We start from the raw sequence: 21,527 nt of genomic DNA, 5'->3' as shown, positions 1-21,527 counted from the left end.
GGCATATGTTACTTAAAATGCTCGCCTTTGAGCTGCGCTATTTTTTGCGCCAGCCATCTTTTTACGTTTGTAGTTTATTGTTTTTCCTACTTTCGTTTGCCATGACCATGAGCGATAACCTCCCGTTGTGGGGTTCTAACGTGCATCTCAACGGCCCGTTTGTGAATGCGTTTGTGCAAGTTGTGGCGTTGAATTTCGTGCTTTTTGCGGTGGTGAACTTTGTCGCTTCATCCAGCTTACGCAACGATACTGAAAACATGCTAGAGCTGGTGTACACCAAGCCCTTTAATAAGCAGGCTTACACCTTGGGTCACTTTTTAGGCTCTTTTGTGGTGACTGCGGTGGTAATGCTGTTTGTACCTTTAGGTGTATTTGCGGGGAGCGCTTTTGGCGTCATGCTTGGTTGGTCGCCAGCCGAGCTGCTGGGCGAGCAGCATTTATCTCACTACCTGCAGCCTTATCTGGTTCTCGCTTTGCCCACTTTGTTTGTGATTGCGGTGTTTTGTCATGTAGCGGCGCTGCGTTTTCGTACCATGATGGCTGTATATATTGCCGCTGTGATTCTATTTCTCACTTATTCGACTCTTTCGGTGTATTTTGAAGAGCCGTCGGTACGGGTGTGGGCGGCATTATTAGACCCCTTTGGTTATGGTGCATTTGCAGATGTAACGCGTTACTGGACCACGGTTGAGAAGAATGAACTGTTATTACCTTTTTCCAGCTACCTACTGTATAACCGCGTGCTATGGCTCGCTGTCGCAGGAGTCGTGTTTGCGCTGCTAGGACTCAAAAGTGGTTATCAGAGCCAAGGTAAAGATAAAAAGCGCCCAGGTGTATCGCAATCAATGCGTAAGCGCGCGCAACAAGCATTAGCCAACAATATCTCTGTGCGAGTACAGAGCATTAATACTCGCAGTCAGTTTATGATGCGCACCCGTCTTGAGTTTGCTCAGGTATTAATGAGCCCAGCGTTTTTGATTTTAGCGACCATCACGTTGTTTATGCTGATTGCTCCGCTACTCGCACCAGGGGTCAGTTATGGCGTATCCAACTGGCCGCTGACACAAACTATGGTTCCGCTTATTCAAGGGGCCATGGGCGTGTTGATGGTCATTGTGTTGGTGTACTACTCTGCTGAAGTGGTATGGCGTGAGCGCAACTCAAAGTTTGGCGATATCATCGATTCTTACCCAGCACATAACTTAGTGTTTTGGGGCTCGAAGTTAACCGCTGTGACCGCTGTATTAGTGATGTTATATGTAGTGGGGATGGCGCTCACTATTAGTTATCAGCTGATCAAAGGTCACTTTAATATCGAACTGGGTCAATACTTATTCCGCTTGGGTTACTTAACCTTAGTGCCTTTATTTATGACCACAGTGTTGGCCTTCTTCTTCCAAGTGATCAGCCCCAATAAATATGTGGGCATGGTACTGTTTATTGTCTATTACGCCGTAAGCTTGATCCTTAACAACTATGGCTTTAGTCATAACATGTATGACTTTGCCGGCTCCCCAGCCGCGCCTTATTCTGATTTGAATACTTACGGTCACTTTCTTAATGCAGTGCATTGGTACAATGTGTATTGGTTAGGTATGACCTTAGCTTTGGCAGCATTAGGCTACGGCTTATGGCACCGAGGTCCGCAACAAAGCCTATTGGCGCGTATACGACTGCTCAGTTATAACTTAGGCGGTAAAGGGCAAGTATTGGCAGTCTGTGGGTTGGTGATGTTTGTCGCCAGTGGCGCGTGGATATACCACAACACGCGGGTACTGAACGAATTTCACACCAAAGACGATATTCAAGCTCTGCAGGTGCAATACGAAAAGCAATTGGGCCAATATAAAGAAGCGCCTGTGCCTATGTTAACTAAGGTGGATATTACCGCTGATATCTATCCGCAGCGCCGACGTATTGAAGCACAAGCCGATATCACGTTCACCAACCCAACTGAGCAAGTGATTGAACGTTTCTTGGTGAGTAAACCGCAGTACAGTGAACAATGGCAGGTGCAACTAGAAGGCGGTGCCTTAGGTGAAAAGATTGATGACTTAAACACTTGGTGGTTTGAGTTCGAAAAACCTTTGCAGCCAGGGGAGGTGCGTCAAGGCACTTTAACTGTGGTACGTGCCCACCAAGGCTTTAAAGATAGCGGCTTTGATACCAGCTTGGTTGAAAATGGCACCTTTATTAATAACGCGGAACTATTACCGGTATTTGGCTATCGCCTTGATTACCAGTTATGGGATCGTAACGAGCGTCGCAAGCGTGATTTACCCGAGCTTGAGCGTGCCAATGACCTCGAGGATAGTCGCTATTATGGGCAAAATTTCTTTGGTGCCAACGTCGGTTTTATTGATTTCAGCGCCACGGTGAGCACTGATATTGACCAATTTGCTATCGCCCCAGGTTATTTGCAAAGTGAGCAAGTAGATGAAGAACGCGGACGCCGGACTTATCGCTATGAGATGGATGCGCCTATGGTGGACTTCTACAATATTATGTCGGCCCGCTTAGAGGTGAAGAAAGAGCGTTACAAAGGCATCAATATTGAAGTTTATTATCATCGTGACCACCCGTGGAATGTCGATACGATGATCCAGTCTACTAAGGACTCGATCGATTATTTCACCAAAGAGTTTGGTCCTTACCAGCATAAACAGCTACGAATCCTCGAGTTCCCGGGTTACCGTGGCTTTGCGCAGAGCTTCGCAAACACCGTTCCTTATTCTGAACGTATTGGCTTCATCACCGATTTGCGAGACCCAGATGATATTAACCTGCCTTATTATGTAACCGCTCACGAGGTTGCGCACCAGTGGTGGGGGCATCAAGTTGGTGCCGCTAATGTGCAGGGGTCGGCGGTCATATCTGAAACCTTATCTCAGTACAGTGCACTGCAAGTGATGGCGGAAAAATATGGCGAGCAGAAGCTGCGTAAGTTCCTCAAGTATGAGTTAGATCGCTATTTACAGGGCCGCACTATGGAAAGTTATCGCGAGATGCCGTTATATCGCTCTGAAAATCAGCAATATTTGCACTATCGTAAAGGCTCGGTAGTGATGATGGCGGTTGCTGATAGGTTAGGCGATAAGCGCACCAATACGGCATTGCGGCACTTTTTACAGGAGTTTAAGTACCAAACGAACCCTTACCCCACAACTCTTGACCTGTTGCGTCACCTCAAAGCGCAAGCGAATGAGCAAGAACAGGCCTTTATTGATGATCAGTTTAAACGCATCACTTTGTATGAGCTAGCGCTAGAAGATGTAGTCGTGAGTGAAACAAATGAGCAAAGCGGTAAGTTTAAAGTGACCTTGAGCATTGATGCCAAAAAAGTATATGCCAATGGTGAGGGGGTCGAGACAGAAGAGCCCATGCAGCAGCTGGTAGATATCGGCTTGTTCCACTTTGACCCTGAACAGTTAAGTGCCAATGATTCAGTAATTTACTTACAAAAGCATGAGCTGGTCTCAGGCGCCAATACACTAGAGCTGTACGTTGATGAGCGGCCAAGTTTTGCAGGTGTCGACCCACTCATTAAATTAGTCGATCGTGATAGCGCTAATAACGTGAAAAAGCTATAAGCTTAACGACACCAATATCGGGTTATGATCTGAGCTCTCGCGTGCCAACGCTTGAGCTCTTTTTATTTCTACCCCTCGGGTCCACACTTGATCCAGAGCATAGCCAAAAAAACGCGTGCGCTGGTCAGGGGATAAGGTCACCGGTGCTAACTGCAAAGGAGTTAATAGCTGCTGTACTAATTGTTGACGGGCGTGGCTCCAGGTATTGAAATCGCCAGCAAAAATAACAGGCCCGTTATGCTGAGCGATGAGCAGGGTTAAGGTTTTTAGTTGGCGTTGATAGTCTTCGGTGCCCCAGGTAAAGTTGATACCGTGGAGGTTCACCACAAGTAAACTGCCCCCCTGCGCTAGCGCATAACGGCTTATACTTGATGCCTTCGGTGTTCGCAGCCAGGGTTCGCGTTGGTAAAAGCGACAATAGAGCTGTGGCTGAAAATCACTGAGCAATAAGGTACCGGTTTGTTTTGACCACCCCCGGAAGCCGGGGGAAAAGCGTGCATAAGGCTTAATAGCAAAGAGTTGTTGGTCGCGAAACGCCTCCTGTAAAAGCACAAAGTCAACGCCCTGAGACAGTGCTCTTAAATCCGGTAGCAGCTGTTCATGTTGTGCTTTATAAATATTCCAACTGAGGACTTCAATACGCTGTGGTAGGACGTCAGTGTGCGTGGTGATTGGTTTTCTGAGTTGCTGCGCGCATTGCCGTGGCGTTGAGACAATGCCCTGGATGTCTTCACTGGCAGCTGGTAACACCCACTGTTGCCAAAGTAGAAATGCGCTGTAAAACACCAAATATAAACTGATCACGACAATGATGTACCTTGAAGGGCTGCCAATGGGCTGTGCTATAGTGGCAAAAAAATATCAGGTTGCAAAGTATGGCACACAGAACAATTTCGCCTTTAGTGTTAGGGTTTTGGCGCATGCTCGATTGGCAGCGCAGCGCCCAACAAAACCTCGCGTTTGTAGAGCAATGTATTGAGCAGGGCATTGTTGATACAGATCATGCTGACATTTATGGTCAATATCGCTGTGAGGCGGCGTTCGGAGAGTTATTAAAGCTCAAACCCAGCGTACGTGAACAAATTCGTATCATCACCAAGTGCGGCATTGCGCTGCAGCAGGGTAAGCGCGCTGTGCCCGGGCATGTTAATCACTATAATTCCAGCCGTGAGCATATTATCGCCAGTGCTGAAAAGTCACTGCAGCATTTTCACACCGATCGTTTAGATTGCTTGTTGATCCACCGCCCAGACTACTTAATGCAGGCAGATGAAGTGGCTGAAGCATTCAATACCTTGAGAGCGCGTGGTGATGTATTGCACTTCGGCGTTTCTAACTTTACCACCAGTCAGTTTGAGTTATTGCAGTCGCGGTTGGATTTCCCGCTGCAAACCAACCAAATTGAGTTCTCTCCCTATCAGATGAATGCGTTAGATGAGGGTACTTTAGATCAGTGTCAACGTTGGCGCATAAACCCGATGTGTTGGTCGCCGCTGGCGGGCGGCGAGATATTTACGAGTATGACTGAAAAGGCACAAAGGTTACGGCAAACACTAGAGCAAATCGCACAGGAAATCGGGGCAAGCGGCCTAGATCAAGTGGTATATGCGTGGTTGTTGAAGCACCCAAGCCAGCCTGCTGTGGTGTTAGGTACGGGGAATATTGAGCGTATTCGCAGTGCAATTGGCGCTCAGCTGCTAGAATTAAGCCATGAGCAATGGTATCGAATATGGCAGGCATCTAAAGGCCATGCAGTACCTTAAATATCACATCTATGTGTGGCTAATTGCAATGAGTCTTAGCTTTAGCGTCGTTGCGCAGCCCCAGCTACAGCTTTATACCGAGCACTGGCCGCCCTACAACTACCTTAATGAGCAGGGTCAGGTGGTTGGCCGGGCAACACAAGCTGTACGTGGGGCTTTAGAGGCCGCCAATATCGATGCTGATATTCACCTTACTACTTGGGCGCGAGCCTATAATTTAGCTAAAACTCGCGCTAACCACGGTATATTCGCAATTTATAAAACCGCACAGCGGCACCAGTTATTTCACTGGTTTTGTCCCATCAGTGCGCCCACTCCTATGTTTATCTACAAGCGCAGTGATGATCAGCGCATAAAAGTGCATTCATTGGCTGATGTGAAGCAGTATACGCTCGCAGTGAGTCGAGACGGCTGGACTCATCAGCATTTGCGGCAACAGGGGTTTAGTGATGAGCGGCACTTAGATGTGGCGGCTAGTATTGAGGTCAGCATGACTAAATTTCTAGCTGGAAGGTTAGATTTAATTTTAAATACAGAAGCTGCGATGACCTTAGCGCTGCGCCAAAGGGAGTTATCGGCCAATACAGTAATCAAGGTGTGGGAGTTACAGCAAAGTCAACGAACGCCATTATGCTTGGCAGTGAATAAACACTCTGATCCTCAATTAGTGCAAGCTCTAAAGCAGGTTTTTGATGAGAAAAATATAAGATAAAGGGCCTGACGGCCCCTGGTTTGCAGCAACAATAAGTCGGTAAATACCTACAAATCAAAGTCCATACTGTAGGACACGTAGGCTTTCAAATCGTCATCGGCATCAAGATCAGTTTGCAACAGGCCAAGTGTGAACCCGGCTTTACTGATGCTAACGCCATAATCTAAGTAACTATCATCTTCACCATACCACTCCCGAACGGTGTCACCACTTGAATGGCCTAGGTGAAATGCGAGCTCAGTGTCGGTGAAAACTGGAAAACTAGCATTGAGCTCTAAATAAAGCATATCTTCTTCACTGGTGGCATCGTCTTCGGCATTAAGTAGGTAGCTAGCTCCTGCGCTCAGCCATTGCCAGCTTAGTGAACCATAAACCTCACCAAACCCAATATCGTCAGCGGCATCAGGGTAGGCATAATAGATATAGCCAACGTCGTAATCGATTTCTCCCGCTGTGCCACCAAAGCCAGCGTACAAATCCATTTCATAACTAGTGCTTGCGGCTTCGCCGAAATCAATATTGGATAGCCAAGTCCCCATATAGAAGCCACTGTCCGTAGCATAATCTAAGCCGCCCGATACTGCGGCTTGATCATCACTTTGTGTGATCCCTCGCCAATAATAGTTTGAACTAGCCGCCACATTCGCAGTTAGACTGTTCTTAGCATGACCTGTAATAGGCAACAGGGCGAGACAGAGTAGCCCCGAGACTTGCCAGCGTGTTGTTTTTATCATTGTTTCATTCCCGTTTTCGCGCTGTGTTGGCATAAACAGGGCAAAGGCTATGCCAGAGTATGAAATAAATTAATAATTAAATATTTTTCAACAGCTTGGTATTGATTTTTGGAAATGGCCAGATTTCACAAAGTGAGCTGTTGCACGACCCTGGTGCATATTTTATGCGGATGCACCGAGATAATTCACACCACCGTGACTCGTTATGCGCTGGTACTGTTGCTGCAAACCAGAGGGAGGCGCTTGATAAGCTGGAGCGCCGAGCGGCGCTCTGTATGGGATGAGGGGTTAACCGAAAATGGTGCGCATCAAGGTGAGGGTATCATTGATGCTGCGGCCTTTCTCCACTTCGGCGATGATAGAGTCGCGCTTGGCACGAATATGCTCTGGGATATCATCTTCGGCTAAAGCTCTATCTACCAGCGTTGCTGCAGACTCTTTGCTGCGTCTAGGTGCTTTGCTGGAAGATGAACGCTTCGGCTTATGGAGCAGCTTGTAGTAGTTTGATTGCTGTGCACTATCCTCGGCGAAATAGAAAAATAAGCATGGTAAAAGTGCCTTGTTGGCACACAAGCGTTGCTCTAGGTCATTGTCGCCGCTGGCCATAGTGTACCAGGGTAGGCGAGTTATAGTGCATACCAGTTCCTGCCAATATCGCTCGAAGTCGCGGTTACTCAATTTGGCAACACCTAGCGCAGCGCACAAAGTATCTAATTTAGCTTGGCTGGCAGGAGTGAATACATCGGGTCGGCGCATGGCTAACAGGCGCGTTGCCGGAGCAAGTGTAGGCTTTTCATCGGCATCGATGAAGATGCTTTGATAGGCTGTAACAAAGGCACTGTAATGCTCGCGCGTTACCTCTCCTTGTAGTGGAATGTGCGCCAAAGCCTGATCAAAAAGAGCTGGGAAATCAGCCAGCAATTGGTGAAATGCTTTATTGCTTCTCGTTGCAGCAAAGAGCTCGACATCAAAGCGGTAGACTGCTGGGTCATGGCTGTTGAGGTGTTTACCCGCGACTACAAGGCGGTCCTCTTTACTGAGTTCAGCTAACGACTGTTCCCGCAACCTGTCGATGTAGTCACATAAGGCTAAGTGTTCATCTAATAAAACGCGTGATTGCTGCTGTTGCAGGTATTCACATAGCACTGGCCAGGGAGTAATACGCAAGGCCTTCAGTTGCAAAAAGCTAATGGCTTCAGTAAGCAGTGTGTGTAGCTTCTTTACACAAGGGAGCTGCTGAGGCTCTAGTAACTCGTAGTTTAGGCGGTTATTGAGTGCGTCAAGTAACTCATAACACCAACCTAAGAACTCGTCTGGGTGGTTTTCAACCTTCACCGCCATTAGATTTAGGCTGATATCGGTCGCCTGTTTTAAAATATTTTGATAAATCTGACTTTCTTGTTCACCCAGCGCCATTTTTGATGGGGATATAAGCAACTTCTTCATGCTTGGTACTACAACTCCACTTGATACAACACAGCCCACTTTAAGCGGGGCTGTGCATCATACTGACATTGTGTGTTGATGCAATATTGACTTTGCTGTTTTAAGTAGCTTGGAGGCTTATCTACTATAGGGAACACACATATAATCATAGCGTTGTAGGTTGAGCCCCCATTGACGATATGAATTCGTGTGCGTAAAACCAAGTTTTTGCAAAATGCGTACAGAGCTCGTATTGGCACTATCTACTTCGGCATAAATTCCTGGTAATGCGAGGGTGTTTAGCCCATATGTCATGACGCTTTGTGCCGCCTCATAGCCAAGACCCTGTTGCCAATACTGAGGAAGCATGCGGTAGCCTAAATCAGCAAGCTGTTGTTGTGGGTTGAACTTAAAACCACAAAATCCAATTAACTTGTTGTGTTGCTTGTGTATCAAGGCATAACGAGCGTAACCATAACGTTTGTATTCGTGTAACCAAACGTCTTTGATGAGGCGCCGAGCCTGTTCGCTGGTGCTTATCTGAGCGGGGTCTCCGGTATACCGAGTGACTTCGGTGTTGGCATTAAATGCGCGCACTGCTTCGGCATCAGCAAGCCGGAAATGACGCATCTGCAGCCTTGGTGTGTCTATTAATAGGGTCATGTTAGCTCCTTTTCGTTTGACAACCAGTGTAATGGCACGTAAAAAAACAAAACAGACACAATAAAAATGAAAAATAAGCAATACAGATGCCCAGTTTTATCTATCAGCGAGAGGCCGAGGTACTAGCTAAGTCAATTAATAATGGCCAATTAAAACAGGGTGATAGGCTTCTTTCTGTCCGGGATTTCGCTCGTGAAAGAAAAGTTGGGATATCGACAGCTGCTAAAATTTATGAACATTTGCAAAGACAACAACTCATTGAGGCCCGGCCGCGCAGTGGTTATTACGTTTGTGCTCGTCAACAAAGCACTGCGCAACAAAACTTTGGTGATAAATTAATCCCAAGTGAGCTGATTTCCATGCCGTTACACAAAGCGGTGCAATACAGTTTTAACGACGCAGATATAGTGCCGCTATCCTGCACTGGGCCAAGTACGGTATTAGACAACGAAGCGCTACTCACGCGGGCGCAAAAGCGTGTGCGCAGGCAGCGTCCATTTAAATTACTCCAAGACAATCGCGAAGCCGGTATTGATTCGCTGCGTCAAGAAATTGCGACACATTATGCGTTGAGTCAGCAGCTTATAAATCCAGCCGAGGTCGTCATTACCCATGGACGCAGTTCGGCACTTACTTTGGCGTTAAAGGGGTTAGGGTTGAGTGAGCATAAGGTGGCAGTTGAGTCTCCAAGCTCATTTTTTATATTGGCGCATTTGCACCACAGCGCTCAAGCTTATGTGGGTGTCCCTATACAGCCGGACTTCGAAACCGAATTGGCATTATTGGAGCAGGCTCGACAAGAGCATGACATTCGCGCTTATATTTTTAACCCTAATTATCAAGATCCGACAGGGCGCCTGCTGAGCGAACAACAAAAACGTGCATTGTTGGCTTGGGCGCAGCGCCATGATGTTGCGCTAATCGAATATGACCGTGGTGAGCTTAGTTTTAGTGAGTTTCGACCTCCGTCAATTGCGAGCCTCTTAGATGAAGATAGCTCTCTAGCGGTGATCAGCATATGTGACTACAGTGATACATTGTCGTTTGCTCTAACCTTGGGGTATATGCTCTGCCGTAATTGCGTTGCTGATATTATTTTGACTAAATCAGTGCTTAGTGAGGCGAGCGACATCGCGAGCCAAGAGCTGGTTACTCATTTGTATCGCAGTGGTGACTATCGACGTTTAACCCGACGTTTACGAGCGCAACTATTAAGGCAGTACCAGCAGGTTGATGAAATTTTCAATCACTTTGGCGTTGCGCATTTGTACCAAGATATCGGTGGTGGGCCAAGTTTATGGTTTGAGCTTCCTCAAGGGGGCTGCAGTGATGAGCTATGGCAACGGTTGATTACTCGGCGTATCGCCATTGCGCCTGGCGAACTCTTTATGCCACAAATCGATTATGCGCGTTTTTTTCGTATGACCTTCGCCCTACCTTGGGAGAAAACCATGGCGCAAGCAGTGCATACACTGGCTCAGCAACTATCATCCTATATTCATGAACTTTAACTACAATTACACAGATAACTACTTTAGGTTATGCTAAACACATTTGCTTTAATGGAACGAGGTTCACCATGAAGACCCTAGCCAAGGTTTTGGGCGTAATCATAGTCGTAATTATCGGCTTACTCATCGCCATTCCTTTCTTTATTCCTGTCGATGCCATCTTCAATAAAGTGTCAGAGCAGGTACAAAACACCACTGGGCGCACACTGACGATTGCCGGCGATAAAGACTTAGCGATTTTCCCTTCACTGCGATTAGAGCTTAATGATGTTAGCTTTAGCAATATGGAAGGGGGATCGCGAGCCAATATGGCGACGATGAAACAATTGGATGTGCATATCCCCTGGAGCACCTTATTCTCTGGCGAAGTGAAGCTGGATAAGTTTGTTATCCGTGAGCCGGATGTGTTGCTGGAAACAAATGCCCAAGGCCAAGGTAATTGGCAGCTCTTTGATAAGGTCGCAACTGAGCAATCGCAACAAAGCACTGAGCAAGGCCAAGTCAAGCTGCCAGACAACTTTGATATTGAGCTTGGAGAAGTGGCTATTTATGGTGGTCAGTTCACCTATCTGGACGGGCAAACTGGAAGTAAACAACAAATTAGCGACTTGGAATTAGCGATATTACTTAAATCGTTACGCCAACCTTTAGAACTAGAAGGGGGTATAACGTACATGGGTGAGCGGTTTAACCTTGATATAGAATTGGATAACCCAATCAAAGCCATCGAAGGTCGACCATTTACGCTTACGCAAAACTTAACATCTACGCTTGTTGATATGGAATTTAAAGGCAACATTGCTGAGCAGGGTGGAAATATTAGCGGCACCTTGATGTTGCAAGGGGATTCGGTGAAGCGCATTGCCAAGTGGCAAGGCGTTGAGCTCAATGCCAAAGACAACGCGTTTAATGATTTCCGTTTAGAGGGCAGTATGCAGCTGCAAGGGCAGGCTTTTACTATTAATAAGCTCGTGGCGACGTTAGATCAGCTTGCCATTGAAGGTATGAGTACGATTCACCTTGGCGAGCGTTTAGCGCTTACTGCCAATGTAGATTTGGGCATGCTAGATTTAAACCCTTACTTACCGGAGCCTGCCGCGAATACCGAGCAACCAAGTAACGATGATTCTCAGGCTCAACCCTTAGAGTGGGATGATACGCCGATAGACCTTTCTGCCCTGAATGCCCTTGATGCCGATATTGTGGTTCGCTCAAGTGGCTTAAAAGCGCGTGATATTACACTCGGTGAGAACCAATTCAGTATTAAGCTTGATAATGCCGTAGCCACTCTCAGTATGGATAAATTCGCTGCCTATGAAGGTCAGGGAACCGGCGAAGTAACGCTGAACGCAGCGCGACAGCCTTACCACATCGATACTCAGTTTGACCTCAGTGGTATAAATGCTGAGCCTCTTCTTAGCGATGCGGTGAAGTTTGATAAGTTAATGGGTAAAGGGGCGCTCAATTGGCAACTGACTACCGAAGGGCAAAGCCAACAAGACTTCGTTGATGCGCTGGCTGGCAAATTAGCATTCAGTTTTGCCGATGGTGCTGTTAAAGGAGCGAACATTGCTGAATTGGTGCGAAAGGCGAAGGAACTCATTAAGGGAAATACATCCGCACTTTCACAAGGCCTTAATACTGGCTTTGATAAGTCACAGCAGACAGACTTTACCGCTTTAACGGGGAGTATGAACTTTACCAAAGGCGTTGGCGTCAACTCAGATTTATCGTTGCTAAGCCCGCTCATTCGTATTACTGGTGAAGGCCAAGTGGATCTCCCCGCGACCAAGGTAAACTACCGCTTAGTAACGGGGATTGTGGATTCAATCGAAGGTCAAGGCACCACCGATGACAGTACCGGTTTCAAAATTCCGGTTCGTATAAAAGGTCCTTTCCATGACGTGGCGGTTAACTTGGACGTTGGTGAGGCAGCCAAAGAGGAAGTGAAAGAAAAAGCCAAAGAAAAAGTAAAAGACAAACTCAAAGGCTTGTTTGGCGGCTAATCCCCCCCATATATACATGCAGCATCAAGGCACTTTTGTGCCTTGATGCTTTTATAAGCAATTGATGGTGCGAAAAATAGCCTGTTTTCGATAATTTTCTGTTCTCACCTTGGGGCTCTCAGAGCCTTTATTAACCGAGCTAAGTAAAGAAATTAATTAAAAATTAGCCTACCTTTTGCCCGCCATTACTGATACAATTGCCCGCCCTCAGCACACAAGTAACCGAAAAGTTGCCTGTTAATTGAGCGGATAATTTATTTAATGCCTTAATTTCTAACGGAATTATGGCGAGTTGTAACTACACCGGAGCACATTAAGATGATCCAAATGCAAACTCAGCTGGACGTTGCAGATAACAGCGGCGCCCGCAAAGTGCAGTGTATTAAAGTCCTTGGCGGTTCACACCGTCGTTACGCATCGGTTGGTGACATCATTAAAGTTGCTGTTAAGGAAGCGATTCCTCGCGGCAAAGTTAAAAAAGGTGATGTTAAAAACGCGGTTGTTGTGCGTACCAAAAAAGGCGTTCGTCGTCCAGACGGCTCTTTGATCCGTTTCGATAGCAATGCGGCTGTTATCTTAAACGATAGCAACCAGCCAATCGGAACCCGTATCTTCGGCCCTGTGACTCGTGAACTTCGTACTGAAAAGTTCATGAAGATCGTTTCACTAGCACCAGAAGTACTATAAGGAGTCGATCATGGCAGCAAAAATCCGTCGTGATGACGAAGTAATCGTACTGGCCGGTAAAGACAAAGGTAAGCGCGGTAAAGTGCTTTCAGTTGTTACTGAAACTGGTCGAGTATTTGTTGAAGGCGTAAACCTTATCAAGAAGCACCAAAAGCCTGTTCCTCAGTTGAACCAAGCTGGCGGTATTGTTGAGAAAGAAGCGTCTATCGACGTATCAAACGTTGCGATCTACAACTCGGAAACGGGTAAAGCAGATCGTGTAGGTTTCAAGATTGAAGACGGTAAGAAATTACGTATCTTCAAATCTACTGGTAAAACTATTTAATAGTTGGAGTAGACGATGGCGAAACTGCATGAAGTATATAAAGACAAAGTAGTCGCTGAACTTCAAAAGAAGTTTGGTTTCAGCTCTGTCATGCAAGTCCCTCAGATCGAAAAGATCACATTAAACATGGGTGTGGGCGAAGCCCTAGCTGACAAGAAAATTCTAGAAAACGCTGTTGCTGATCTAGAAGCAATCTCTGGTCAGAAGCCTCTTATCACGAAAGCACGCAAATCAGTTGCTGGCTTTAAGATCCGTGAAGGCTACCCAATTGGTTGTAAAGTAACCCTACGTGGCGAGCGTATGTGGGACTTTTTTGAGCGTTTGGTTTCAATCGCTATCCCGCGTATTCGCGATTTCCGTGGTGTAAGCGCTAAGTCTTTCGACGGTCGCGGCAACTACAGCATGGGCGTACGTGAACAAATCATCTTCCCAGAAATCGATTATGACCGTGTAGACCGTGTACGTGGCCTAGACATCACTATCACTACTTCTGCGCAGAATGATGAGGAAGGCCGTGCGTTGTTAGAAGCGTTTAACTTCCCATTCAAGAAATAAGGGTAGGGTTATGGCAAAGAATTCAATGAAAGCGCGCGAAGCAAAGCGCACTAAACTAGTTGCCCAATACGCTGAAAAGCGTGCGGCACTAAAAGCTATCATCAGCGATGTTAATTCATCAGATGAAGAGCGTTGGGACGCGGTTCTGAAGCTTCAGACTCTTCCGCGTGATTCAAGCCCTGCACGTCAACGTAATCGTTGTAACATCACGGGCCGCCCACATGGTTACCTTCGCAAGTTCGGCCTAAGCCGTATCAAAGTTCGCGAAGCAGCTATGCGCGGTGAAATTCCTGGCCTTAAAAAGGCTAGTTGGTAATAGAATCACGGGAGTAAGACAATGAGCTTGCAAGATCCTATTGCGGATTTGTTCACACGTATCCGTAACGGCCAGACTGCGAAGAAGGTTTCTATCTCAATGCCATCTTCAAAGCTGAAAATAGCAGTTGCTAAAGTACTAACTGATGAAGGTTATGTTTCTGGTTACTCAGTAACAGAAGGCGCTAAACCTGAACTAAACATCGAGCTTAAGTACTTCGAAGGCAAAGCTGTAATCGAAAACATCCAGCGTGTTAGCCGCCCTGGTCTACGTATCTATAAGAAACGTGACGCATTACCTAAGGTAATGGGTGGTCTAGGTATCGCTATCGTATCAACTTCTAAAGGCCTGATGACTGACCGTGCTGCGCGTAGCGCTGGCGTGGGCGGTGAAATCATTGGCTTTGTAGCGTAATCGGAGGGGACTATGTCGCGTATAGCAAAGGCACCTATTAATGTTCCAGCCGGTGTAGAAATCACGCTTAAAGGCCAGGACATCACAGTTAAAGGTAAGAATGGTGAACTTAGCCGTGCTATCAACGAAGCGGTTGAAGTTTCATTCGAAGACAATGTAATCACCACTAAACCTGTAGAAGGCGTTGCTAACGCTTGGGCTCAAGCTGGTACTGCACGTGCACTTATCAACAACATGATTGTTGGTGTGAACGACGGTTACGAGAAGAAGCTACAGCTAGTTGGTGTTGGTTACCGTGCTGCGGTGAAAGGTAAAGTACTAGATTTAACGCTAGGCTTCTCACACCCAGTCAACTTCGAGATCCCAGAGGGCATCACGATTGAAGCTCCGAGCCAAACTGAGATCGTTGTTAAGGGCGCAGACAAGCAGCTAGTTGGTCAAACTGCTGCAAACATTCGCGCATACCGTGAGCCAGAGCCTTATAAAGGTAAAGGTGTTCGCTATGCTGACGAATACGTGCGTCGTAAAGAGGCTAAGAAGAAGTAAGGTAGGACGATGGATAAGAGAACAGCACGTCTACGTCGCGCTAAGCGCTCACGTAGAAATTTTATTGAACAGGGCAAAATCCGCCTTGTTATCCACCGCACGCCACGTCACATCTATGCTCAGGTTATTAGTGCTGAGGGTAGTGTACTGGCTGCTGCTTCTACTGTTGAGAAAGCAATTGCTGAAACAGTTAAAGGCACTGGCAACATCGAAGCTGCTCAAGCAGTGGGTAAAGCAGTTGCAGAACGTGCGGCTGAAAAAGGCGTTAACGAAAGTATCGCTTTTGACCGCAGTGGCTTTAAATATCACGGCCGTGTGAAGGCGCTTGCGGATGCAGCGCGTGAAGCCGGTCTGCAATTCTAGGAGTAGACAATGGCTAACGTAGAAGCAAAGCAACAACAGCCTGATTTGGCTGAAAAGCTAATCGCGGTAAACCGTGTGTCTAAGGTGGTTAAAGGTGGTCGTATCTTTAGCTTCACTGCACTTACAGTAGTAGGTGACGGCGCAGGTAAAGTAGGTTTTGGTTATGGTAAAGCACGTGAAGTTCCAGCTGCTATTCAAAAAGCAATGGAAAAAGCACGTCGTAACATGATCAAGGTAGAGCTTAAAGGCAATACACTTCAGCACCCTATCAAGGGTCGTCACGCTGGTTCTAAAGTGTACATGCAACCAGCATCTGAAGGTACTGGTATCATCGCCGGTGGTGCGATGCGTGCAGTACTAGAAGTAGCTGGTGTACAAAACGTATTGTCAAAAGCCTACGGTTCGACTAACCCGATCAACGTTGTTCGCGCAACTATCTCAGCACTAGAGAACATGAAGTCTCCAGAAGCAGTTGCTGCGAAGCGTGGTCTTAGCGTTGAAGAAATTTTGGGGTAAGACACCATGGCAAATACAGTAAAAGTAACTCAAGTACGTAGTTCAATCGGCCGCTTGCCGAAGCATAGAGCTACATTACGTGGCCTTGGTTTACGTCGTATCAACCACACTGTAGAGCTAGAAGATACGCCTTCAGTACGTGGTATGATCAACCAAGTTTCTTACATGGTTAAGGTTGAGGGGTAATTCGAATGAATTTGAATACACTTTCACCTGCTGCAGGTGCAAAATCAGCCGGCAAACGTGTGGGCCGTGGTATCGGTTCTGGCCTAGGTAAAACTGGTGGCCGTGGTCACAAAGGTCAAAAATCACGTTCTGGTGGTAAAGTACGCGTTGGTTTCGAAGGCGGTCAAATGCCTATGCAACGTCGTCTACCTAAGTTTGGTTTCACTTCACGCAAGTCTCTTGCGACTAAAGAAGTGAATCTATTCGAAATCGCTAAAGTTGAAGGCGATGTGGTAGATCTAAACGCGTTACAAGCAGCTGGTCTGGTTAAGAAGAACATCCAGTTCGTTAAAGTAGTTAAATCTGGTGAAGTTTCTCGCGCCGTCACTGTTAAAGGTCTTAAAGTGACCAAAGGTGCACGCGAAGCGATTGAAGCTGCCGGAGGCAAGGTAGAAGAGTAAGGAAGTACTTTATGGCTAAACCAGGTCACGATATGCAAAGTGCACAAAGCGGGCTTGCGGAGTTGAAGCGTCGTTTACTATTTGTACTCGGTGCTATCATTATTTACCGTTTAGGTTCATTCGTGCCGATCCCTGGGATTGACGCCGCTGTACTTGCCGAATTCTTCGAGCAACAGAAGGGCACCATTGTTGAAATGTTCAACATGTTCAGCGGTGGTGCGCTTGAGCGTGCTTCGGTACTTGCACTGGGTATTATGCCCTATATTTCGGCCTCAATTATCATGCAGCTACTAACGCATATACATCCTGCGATGGTAGAGCTGAAAAAAGAGGGTGAACAGGGGCGTAAGAAAATCAGTCAGTACACGCGTTATGGTACGCTCGTGCTTGCTACGTTCCAATCAATCGGTATTGCTACTGGCTTACCGAACATGATGGACGGGTTAGTTGTTAACCCCGGCTTTGGTTTCTACTTCACTGCTGTAGTGAGCTTAGTAACCGGCTGTATGTTCTTAATGTGGTTGGGCGAACAAATTACAGAGCGTGGTATCGGTAACGGTATCTCAGTTCTGATTTTTGTTGGTATCGTAGCTAACCTGCCGTCTGCTATTGGTTCGACAGCCGAAATGGCGCGCCAAGGTGAATTGAACATTTTGGTACTGGTATTGATTGCGGTAATCGTGTTTGCCGTTACTTACTTGGTGGTTTTCTTTGAACGTGGTCAACGTCGTATTGTTGTTAACTACGCAAAGCGCCAACAAGGTCGTCAGGTGTACGCTGCTCAAAGCACACACTTGCCGTTGAAAGTAAATATGGCTGGGGTTATTCCACCAATCTTTGCTAGTAGTATCATTCTGTTCCCTGGTACAATTGCAAGCTGGTTCGGCCAGGGTGAAGGTCCTGTAGCTGACGTGTTACAAGCCATTTCCACAGCATTGACTCCGGGTCAACCGCTGTACGCAATGGTCTTGGCTGCTGCTATTATCTTTTTCTGCTTTTTCTACACTGCGTTGGTTTTCAACCCGCGTGAAACTGCAGACAACCTGAAAAAATCTGGAGCTTTCATTCCAGGTATTCGTCCAGGTGAGCAGACATCGAAATACATTGATAAAGTAATGACACGCCTGACATTGGCAGGTGCCTTGTACATTACCTTTATCTGTCTAGTGCCCGAGTTTATGACCATGGCATGGCAAACGCCATTCTACTTCGGCGGTACATCAATCTTGATTATCGTTGTTGTGATCATGGACTTTATGGCACAAGTACAGACCCATCTGATGTCACATCAGTATGATTCTGTGCTGAAAAAAGCAAACCTTAAAGGCTATGGCCGATAAGGTCGGTTTACGGAGTTGAGTAATGAAAGTACGTGCTTCCGTTAAGAAAATCTGCCGTAACTGCAAAGTAATCAAACGTGCCGGCGTTGTACGTGTGATTTGCAGTGAGCCTAAGCACAAGCAAAGGCAAGGCTAATTAAACAAGTCATGCAGGCTGAGTGGTATGCTCGGCCTGTGTTTTTCATTGTAGTTTGGTCATCACTTGAGTATCCTAACGGGCTTTTCGAGAAGATGATTACCAAATTTAAACTATAGGAGATGTGTTAGTGGCCCGTATAGCTGGCATTAACGTTCCTGATCATAAACATGCGGTTATTGGCTTAACCTCAATTTATGGTGTAGGTAAAACCCGCGCTAAGGCGATCTTGGCAGCGGTAGGTATCGCAGAAGATACTAAAATCGGTGAACTAAATGACGAAACTCTTGACACGCTTCGTGAAGAAGTTGGCAAGTACACTGTAGAAGGTGATCTTCGTCGTGAAGTTACTTTGAACATCAAGCGTCTTATGGACCTTGGTTGCTTCCGTGGTTTACGTCACCGTCGTTCGCTACCACTACGTGGTCAGCGTACTAAGACTAACGCGCGTACTCGTAAGGGTCCTCGCAAGCCTATCAAGAAATAAGGTGGGGTAAATTATGGCTAAAGCACCAATTCGTCGTAAGAAGGTCAAAAAGCAAGTTGCTGATGGCATGGCTCACGTTCATGCGTCTTTCAACAACACTATTGTTACGATTACAGACCGTCAAGGTAATGCACTTTCTTGGGCAACTGCCGGTGGTTCAGGTTTCCGTGGTTCACGTAAATCTACACCATTCGCTGCTCAGGTAGCTGCAGAGCGTGCAGGTACTGCTGCACAAGAATACGGTTTGAAGAACTTAGAAGTATTCATTAAAGGTCCAGGTCCAGGCCGTGAGTCTGCTGTACGTGCATTGAATGCTGCTGGTTTCCGTATCACAAACATCACTGACGTGACGCCAATTCCACACAATGGTTGTCGTCCACCGAAGAAACGTCGCGTATAACAATAGGTTAGGAGAAAGAACATGGCAAGATATTTGGGCCCTAAGCTCAAGCTAAGTCGTCGTGAAGGTACTGACCTGTTCCTTAAGAGCGGCGTACGAGCTATCGACTCTAAGTGTAAACTTGAGACAGCACCTGGTCAGCACGGCGCCCGTAAGGGTCGTTTATCTGACTACGGTCTACAGCTACGTGAAAAGCAAAAGGTTCGTCGTATGTACGGCATCCTTGAAAAGCAATTCCGTAACTACTACAAAGAAGCTGCTCGCCTTAAAGGCAATACAGGTGAAAACCTACTTCAGCTTCTAGAGCAACGTCTAGACAATGTTGTATATCGCATGGGTTTTGCAAGCACACGTGCTGAAGCGCGTCAGCTAGTAAGTCACAAAGCGATTATGGTTAATGGTCGTGTTGTAAACATTCCTTCTTTCAACGTTACTCCTGAAGATCAGGTAGAAATTCGTGAGAAGTCGAAGAAGCAAGCACGTATCGTTGGAGCTCTAGAATTGGCTGAGCAACGTGAGAAGCCAACTTGGGTTGAAGTTGACGGTAAGAAAATGGAAGGTACTTTTAAGCGCCTACCTGAGCGTTCTGATCTGTCTGCGGACATTAACGAACAACTAATCGTCGAACTTTACTCGAAGTAAAGTTAAGAGTTAAGAGAGGATAAAATGCAGGGTTCTGTAACCGAATTCCTAAAACCAAGGTTAGTCGATATCGACGCTATCAACCCAACTCGTTCAAAAGTGGTACTAGAGCCGCTTGAGCGTGGTTTTGGTCACACTCTAGGAAACGCTCTACGTCGTATTCTGTTGTCATCTATGCCTGGATGCGCAGTTACTGAGGTAGAAATTGATGGCGTTTTACATGAGTACAGCGCGAAAGAAGGCGTACAAGAAGACATCATTGAAATCCTGTTAAACCTTAAAGGTCTAGCAGTTAATATCGAAGGCAAAGATGAAGTTTTTCTGACCCTGACTAAATCTGGTGTAGGCCCTGTGACTGCGGCAGATATCCAGCACGATGGTGATGTAACAATCAGCAATCCTGATCACGTAATTTGTCATTTAACAACTGACAATAGCGAGATCAGTATGCGCATCCGTGTTGAGCGTGGTCGTGGTTATGTACCAGCTTCTAGCCGCGTATCCTCTGAAGACGATGAGCGCCCAATCGGCCGTTTGTTGCTTGATGCATCATTCAGCCCAGTTGAGCGTATTGCGTACTCGGTCGAATCAGCACGTGTTGAACAACGTACTGACTTAGACAAGTTAATCATTGATATGGAAACAAACGGCACTTTAGATCCTGAAGAAGCGATCCGCCGTGCGTCGACCATTCTTGCTGAGCAATTAGAAGCATTCGTAGACTTACGTGATGTTTCTGAGCCAGAAGAGAAGGAAGAGAAGCCAGAATTCGATCCTATTCTGCTTCGTCCAGTTGATGATCTTGAGCTAACAGTTCGTTCAGCAAACTGCTTGAAAGCCGAGCAAATTCAATATATCGGTGATTTAGTACAGCGTACCGAAGTTGAGCTTCTGAAAACACCTAACTTAGGTAAGAAGTCTCTAACTGAGATCAAAGACGTGCTTGCATCACGTGGTCTGTCTCTAGGCATGCGCCTAGAAAACTGGCCGCCAGCAAGCTTAGCTGAGTAATCTAAATCACTATATTTAGTTTAGTTAGAAGGATAGGGTCATGCGCCATCGTAAGAGTGGTCGTCAATTAAACCGTAACAGCAGCCATCGCAAAGCGATGTTCAGCAATATGGCTGGTTCTTTGGTGAAGCACGAAATCATCAAAACAACATTGCCTAAAGCGAAAGAGCTGCGCCGTGTAATTGAACCTTTAATCACACTGGCTAAGACTGATAGCGTTGCAAATCGCCGTTTAGCATTTGCTCGCACGCGTGATAAAGAAGTTGTTGGTAAGTTGTTTAGCGAGATTGGTCCTCGCTACGAAGGCCGTCCTGGTGGTTACACTCGTATTTTGAAGTGTGGCTTCCGTGCAGGCGACAACGCACCAATGGCTTACATTGAACTAGTAGATCGCCCAGTTGCGAGCGAAGACGTTCAAGAAGACGCACAGTCTGCAGAGTAAGTCGTAAAAGACACAAAAAGCCGAGCTTATGCTCGGCTTTTTCTTTTTATGGCCAAAATTAAATTTCAGCTCTTCTATATATAGCTATTTAGCTAAACCCTTCTCTATATAAAACATCTTAAATGTAGCAATTTAGATCTTAAATAGATCTATAACTGTTAAATACAGTAGTTTTAGTTTTATTTTTGTTCAAACGATCCGTTTTTTGCAGTTTTCTTTAAAAAAGGGGTTGCGTGGAAATCGAATCTCCCTATAATGCGCATCCACCGACACGGCGGACTGCTTACAAACAAGCACTTCAACGAGTTGGGTGAGTC

The 21,527-nt window shown here is 46.4% G+C and carries 26 protein-coding genes; 22 read left to right on the top strand and 4 right to left on the bottom strand.

Translation table 11 applies throughout. The annotated features are described in order from the left end of the window. Nucleotides 1–5 precede the first annotated feature (5 nt). A complete protein-coding gene (locus MHM89_RS17600) occupies nucleotides 6–3,590 on the top strand; it encodes a M1 family aminopeptidase (RefSeq protein WP_239409370.1) in 3,585 nt (1,194 codons plus the stop codon). Here MHM89_RS17600 and MHM89_RS17595 read toward each other — a convergent pair. Further along, nucleotides 3,585–4,394 (bottom strand): endonuclease/exonuclease/phosphatase family protein, encoded by an 810-nt coding sequence (locus MHM89_RS17595; RefSeq protein ID WP_239409369.1) that lies wholly within the window; start codon nucleotides 4,392–4,394, stop codon nucleotides 3,585–3,587. The genes MHM89_RS17600 and MHM89_RS17595 overlap by 6 nt on opposite strands. A 71-nt stretch (nucleotides 4,395–4,465) precedes the next feature. Between MHM89_RS17595 and MHM89_RS17590 the strand changes: the two genes are divergently transcribed. Together MHM89_RS17590 and MHM89_RS17585 are read left to right on the top strand one after the other, a co-directional pair. Continuing rightward, the gene (locus MHM89_RS17590; protein ID WP_053911666.1) at nucleotides 4,466–5,353 is read left to right on the top strand and encodes an aldo/keto reductase; all 888 of its coding nucleotides are present in this window, start codon (nucleotides 4,466–4,468) and stop codon (nucleotides 5,351–5,353) included. Next, the gene (locus MHM89_RS17585; protein ID WP_239409368.1) at nucleotides 5,340–6,065 is read left to right on the top strand and encodes a transporter substrate-binding domain-containing protein; all 726 of its coding nucleotides are present in this window, start codon (nucleotides 5,340–5,342) and stop codon (nucleotides 6,063–6,065) included. The genes MHM89_RS17590 and MHM89_RS17585 overlap by 14 nt, the downstream gene beginning before the upstream one ends. Before the next feature lie 47 nt (nucleotides 6,066–6,112). Here the strand turns inward: MHM89_RS17585 and MHM89_RS17580 are convergent, their stop codons facing one another. The 3 genes from MHM89_RS17580 to MHM89_RS17570 form a co-directional block, all read right to left on the bottom strand. After that, nucleotides 6,113–6,799 (bottom strand): TorF family putative porin, encoded by a 687-nt coding sequence (locus tag MHM89_RS17580; protein ID WP_152440104.1) that lies wholly within the window; start codon nucleotides 6,797–6,799, stop codon nucleotides 6,113–6,115. Between the two features lie 288 nt (nucleotides 6,800–7,087). After that, the gene (locus MHM89_RS17575) at nucleotides 7,088–8,245 is read right to left on the bottom strand and encodes a hypothetical protein (protein ID WP_045980287.1); all 1,158 of its coding nucleotides are present in this window, start codon (nucleotides 8,243–8,245) and stop codon (nucleotides 7,088–7,090) included. 117 nt (nucleotides 8,246–8,362) lie between these two features. Then, nucleotides 8,363–8,887 (bottom strand): GNAT family N-acetyltransferase, encoded by a 525-nt coding sequence (locus MHM89_RS17570; RefSeq protein ID WP_239409367.1) that lies wholly within the window; start codon nucleotides 8,885–8,887, stop codon nucleotides 8,363–8,365. 86 nt (nucleotides 8,888–8,973) lie between these two features. Here MHM89_RS17570 and MHM89_RS17565 point away from each other — a divergent pair, with 86 nt between their 5' ends. The 19 genes from MHM89_RS17565 (at nucleotide 8,974) to rplQ (ending at nucleotide 21,210) form a co-directional block, all read left to right on the top strand. Then, complete coding sequence (locus tag MHM89_RS17565; RefSeq protein ID WP_239409366.1) at nucleotides 8,974–10,398, top strand: PLP-dependent aminotransferase family protein; 1,425 nt, start codon at nucleotides 8,974–8,976, stop codon at nucleotides 10,396–10,398. A 68-nt stretch (nucleotides 10,399–10,466) separates the two neighbouring features. Further along, entirely contained in the window at nucleotides 10,467–12,404 is a 1,938-nt protein-coding gene (locus MHM89_RS17560) for an AsmA family protein (protein ID WP_239409365.1), read from the top strand. Nucleotides 12,405–12,722: 318 nt separating this feature from the next. Further along, nucleotides 12,723–13,091 (top strand): 50S ribosomal protein L14, encoded by a 369-nt coding sequence (rplN, locus tag MHM89_RS17555; RefSeq protein ID WP_022943945.1) that lies wholly within the window; start codon nucleotides 12,723–12,725, stop codon nucleotides 13,089–13,091. A 10-nt stretch (nucleotides 13,092–13,101) separates the two neighbouring features. Continuing rightward, on the top strand, nucleotides 13,102–13,416 hold the full coding sequence (rplX, locus tag MHM89_RS17550) for a 50S ribosomal protein L24 (RefSeq protein WP_022943946.1): 315 nt from the start codon (nucleotides 13,102–13,104) through the stop codon (nucleotides 13,414–13,416). A gap of 15 nt (nucleotides 13,417–13,431) precedes the next feature. Next, on the top strand, nucleotides 13,432–13,971 hold the full coding sequence (rplE, locus tag MHM89_RS17545) for a 50S ribosomal protein L5 (protein ID WP_045980290.1): 540 nt from the start codon (nucleotides 13,432–13,434) through the stop codon (nucleotides 13,969–13,971). Nucleotides 13,972–13,981: 10 nt separating this feature from the next. Further along, complete coding sequence (gene rpsN, locus MHM89_RS17540) at nucleotides 13,982–14,287, top strand: 30S ribosomal protein S14 (protein WP_022943948.1); 306 nt, start codon at nucleotides 13,982–13,984, stop codon at nucleotides 14,285–14,287. Nucleotides 14,288–14,308: 21 nt separating this feature from the next. Continuing rightward, entirely contained in the window at nucleotides 14,309–14,701 is a 393-nt protein-coding gene (gene rpsH / locus MHM89_RS17535) for a 30S ribosomal protein S8 (protein ID WP_022943949.1), read from the top strand. Between the two features lie 12 nt (nucleotides 14,702–14,713). Then, complete coding sequence (rplF, locus tag MHM89_RS17530; RefSeq protein WP_022943950.1) at nucleotides 14,714–15,247, top strand: 50S ribosomal protein L6; 534 nt, start codon at nucleotides 14,714–14,716, stop codon at nucleotides 15,245–15,247. A 9-nt stretch (nucleotides 15,248–15,256) separates the two neighbouring features. Beyond that, the gene (gene rplR / locus MHM89_RS17525) at nucleotides 15,257–15,610 is read left to right on the top strand and encodes a 50S ribosomal protein L18 (RefSeq protein ID WP_022943951.1); all 354 of its coding nucleotides are present in this window, start codon (nucleotides 15,257–15,259) and stop codon (nucleotides 15,608–15,610) included. Between the two features lie 9 nt (nucleotides 15,611–15,619). Next, nucleotides 15,620–16,126, top strand: a complete 507-nt coding sequence (gene rpsE / locus MHM89_RS17520; protein WP_022943952.1) for a 30S ribosomal protein S5 — start codon at nucleotides 15,620–15,622, stop codon at nucleotides 16,124–16,126. Nucleotides 16,127–16,132: 6 nt separating this feature from the next. Beyond that, the gene (rpmD, locus tag MHM89_RS17515; protein WP_081604373.1) at nucleotides 16,133–16,312 is read left to right on the top strand and encodes a 50S ribosomal protein L30; all 180 of its coding nucleotides are present in this window, start codon (nucleotides 16,133–16,135) and stop codon (nucleotides 16,310–16,312) included. Nucleotides 16,313–16,317: 5 nt separating this feature from the next. Beyond that, nucleotides 16,318–16,752 (top strand): 50S ribosomal protein L15, encoded by a 435-nt coding sequence (rplO, locus tag MHM89_RS17510; protein ID WP_022943953.1) that lies wholly within the window; start codon nucleotides 16,318–16,320, stop codon nucleotides 16,750–16,752. A gap of 11 nt (nucleotides 16,753–16,763) precedes the next feature. Then, complete coding sequence (secY, locus tag MHM89_RS17505; RefSeq protein ID WP_022943954.1) at nucleotides 16,764–18,092, top strand: preprotein translocase subunit SecY; 1,329 nt, start codon at nucleotides 16,764–16,766, stop codon at nucleotides 18,090–18,092. A 22-nt stretch (nucleotides 18,093–18,114) separates the two neighbouring features. After that, entirely contained in the window at nucleotides 18,115–18,228 is a 114-nt protein-coding gene (gene rpmJ, locus MHM89_RS17500) for a 50S ribosomal protein L36 (RefSeq protein ID WP_002959476.1), read from the top strand. Between the two features lie 130 nt (nucleotides 18,229–18,358). After that, nucleotides 18,359–18,715, top strand: coding sequence for a 30S ribosomal protein S13 (gene rpsM / locus MHM89_RS17495; protein ID WP_022943955.1), 357 nt, complete (start codon nucleotides 18,359–18,361; stop codon nucleotides 18,713–18,715). A 13-nt stretch (nucleotides 18,716–18,728) separates the two neighbouring features. Further along, the gene (gene rpsK / locus MHM89_RS17490) at nucleotides 18,729–19,115 is read left to right on the top strand and encodes a 30S ribosomal protein S11 (RefSeq protein ID WP_022943956.1); all 387 of its coding nucleotides are present in this window, start codon (nucleotides 18,729–18,731) and stop codon (nucleotides 19,113–19,115) included. A 21-nt stretch (nucleotides 19,116–19,136) separates the two neighbouring features. Then, a complete protein-coding gene (gene rpsD, locus MHM89_RS17485; protein WP_022943957.1) occupies nucleotides 19,137–19,757 on the top strand; it encodes a 30S ribosomal protein S4 in 621 nt (206 codons plus the stop codon). Between the two features lie 24 nt (nucleotides 19,758–19,781). Further along, a complete protein-coding gene (gene rpoA / locus MHM89_RS17480; protein WP_022943958.1) occupies nucleotides 19,782–20,768 on the top strand; it encodes a DNA-directed RNA polymerase subunit alpha in 987 nt (328 codons plus the stop codon). Nucleotides 20,769–20,808: 40 nt separating this feature from the next. Then, nucleotides 20,809–21,210: a 50S ribosomal protein L17 gene (gene rplQ, locus MHM89_RS17475; protein WP_022943959.1), complete on the top strand. Its 402-nt coding sequence runs from the start codon at nucleotides 20,809–20,811 to the stop codon at nucleotides 21,208–21,210. Nucleotides 21,211–21,527: the final 317 nt, after the last annotated feature.

This window comes from Pseudoalteromonas sp. CNC9-20 (assembly GCF_022347875.1).
In the GTDB taxonomy this organism is placed as follows: domain Bacteria; phylum Pseudomonadota; class Gammaproteobacteria; order Enterobacterales; family Alteromonadaceae; genus Pseudoalteromonas; species Pseudoalteromonas ruthenica.
Note: the sequence above shows the minus strand (reverse complement) of the source record. Positions and strands in the feature narration are given on the sequence as shown.

Excerpts from the sequence above, each read along its gene's own strand:
- MHM89_RS17600 (WP_239409370.1), top strand. The coding sequence starts at position 6 with ATGTTACTTAAAATGCTCGCCTTTGAGCTGCGCTATTTTTTGCGCCAG.
- MHM89_RS17590 (WP_053911666.1), top strand. The coding sequence starts at position 4,466 with ATGGCACACAGAACAATTTCGCCTTTAGTGTTAGGGTTTTGGCGCATG.
- MHM89_RS17585 (WP_239409368.1), top strand. The coding sequence starts at position 5,340 with ATGCAGTACCTTAAATATCACATCTATGTGTGGCTAATTGCAATGAGT.
- MHM89_RS17580 (WP_152440104.1), bottom strand. The coding sequence starts at position 6,799 with ATGATAAAAACAACACGCTGGCAAGTCTCGGGGCTACTCTGTCTCGCC.
- MHM89_RS17575 (WP_045980287.1), bottom strand. The coding sequence starts at position 8,245 with ATGAAGAAGTTGCTTATATCCCCATCAAAAATGGCGCTGGGTGAACAA.
- MHM89_RS17570 (WP_239409367.1), bottom strand. The coding sequence starts at position 8,887 with ATGACCCTATTAATAGACACACCAAGGCTGCAGATGCGTCATTTCCGG.
- MHM89_RS17565 (WP_239409366.1), top strand. The coding sequence starts at position 8,974 with ATGCCCAGTTTTATCTATCAGCGAGAGGCCGAGGTACTAGCTAAGTCA.
- MHM89_RS17560 (WP_239409365.1), top strand. The coding sequence starts at position 10,467 with ATGAAGACCCTAGCCAAGGTTTTGGGCGTAATCATAGTCGTAATTATC.
- rplN (WP_022943945.1), top strand. The coding sequence starts at position 12,723 with ATGATCCAAATGCAAACTCAGCTGGACGTTGCAGATAACAGCGGCGCC.
- rplX (WP_022943946.1), top strand. The coding sequence starts at position 13,102 with ATGGCAGCAAAAATCCGTCGTGATGACGAAGTAATCGTACTGGCCGGT.
- rplE (WP_045980290.1), top strand. The coding sequence starts at position 13,432 with ATGGCGAAACTGCATGAAGTATATAAAGACAAAGTAGTCGCTGAACTT.
- rpsN (WP_022943948.1), top strand. The coding sequence starts at position 13,982 with ATGGCAAAGAATTCAATGAAAGCGCGCGAAGCAAAGCGCACTAAACTA.
- rpsH (WP_022943949.1), top strand. The coding sequence starts at position 14,309 with ATGAGCTTGCAAGATCCTATTGCGGATTTGTTCACACGTATCCGTAAC.
- rplF (WP_022943950.1), top strand. The coding sequence starts at position 14,714 with ATGTCGCGTATAGCAAAGGCACCTATTAATGTTCCAGCCGGTGTAGAA.
- rplR (WP_022943951.1), top strand. The coding sequence starts at position 15,257 with ATGGATAAGAGAACAGCACGTCTACGTCGCGCTAAGCGCTCACGTAGA.
- rpsE (WP_022943952.1), top strand. The coding sequence starts at position 15,620 with ATGGCTAACGTAGAAGCAAAGCAACAACAGCCTGATTTGGCTGAAAAG.
- rpmD (WP_081604373.1), top strand. The coding sequence starts at position 16,133 with ATGGCAAATACAGTAAAAGTAACTCAAGTACGTAGTTCAATCGGCCGC.
- rplO (WP_022943953.1), top strand. The coding sequence starts at position 16,318 with ATGAATTTGAATACACTTTCACCTGCTGCAGGTGCAAAATCAGCCGGC.
- secY (WP_022943954.1), top strand. The coding sequence starts at position 16,764 with ATGGCTAAACCAGGTCACGATATGCAAAGTGCACAAAGCGGGCTTGCG.
- rpmJ (WP_002959476.1), top strand. The coding sequence starts at position 18,115 with ATGAAAGTACGTGCTTCCGTTAAGAAAATCTGCCGTAACTGCAAAGTA.
- rpsK (WP_022943956.1), top strand. The coding sequence starts at position 18,729 with ATGGCTAAAGCACCAATTCGTCGTAAGAAGGTCAAAAAGCAAGTTGCT.
- rpsD (WP_022943957.1), top strand. The coding sequence starts at position 19,137 with ATGGCAAGATATTTGGGCCCTAAGCTCAAGCTAAGTCGTCGTGAAGGT.
- rpoA (WP_022943958.1), top strand. The coding sequence starts at position 19,782 with ATGCAGGGTTCTGTAACCGAATTCCTAAAACCAAGGTTAGTCGATATC.
- rplQ (WP_022943959.1), top strand. The coding sequence starts at position 20,809 with ATGCGCCATCGTAAGAGTGGTCGTCAATTAAACCGTAACAGCAGCCAT.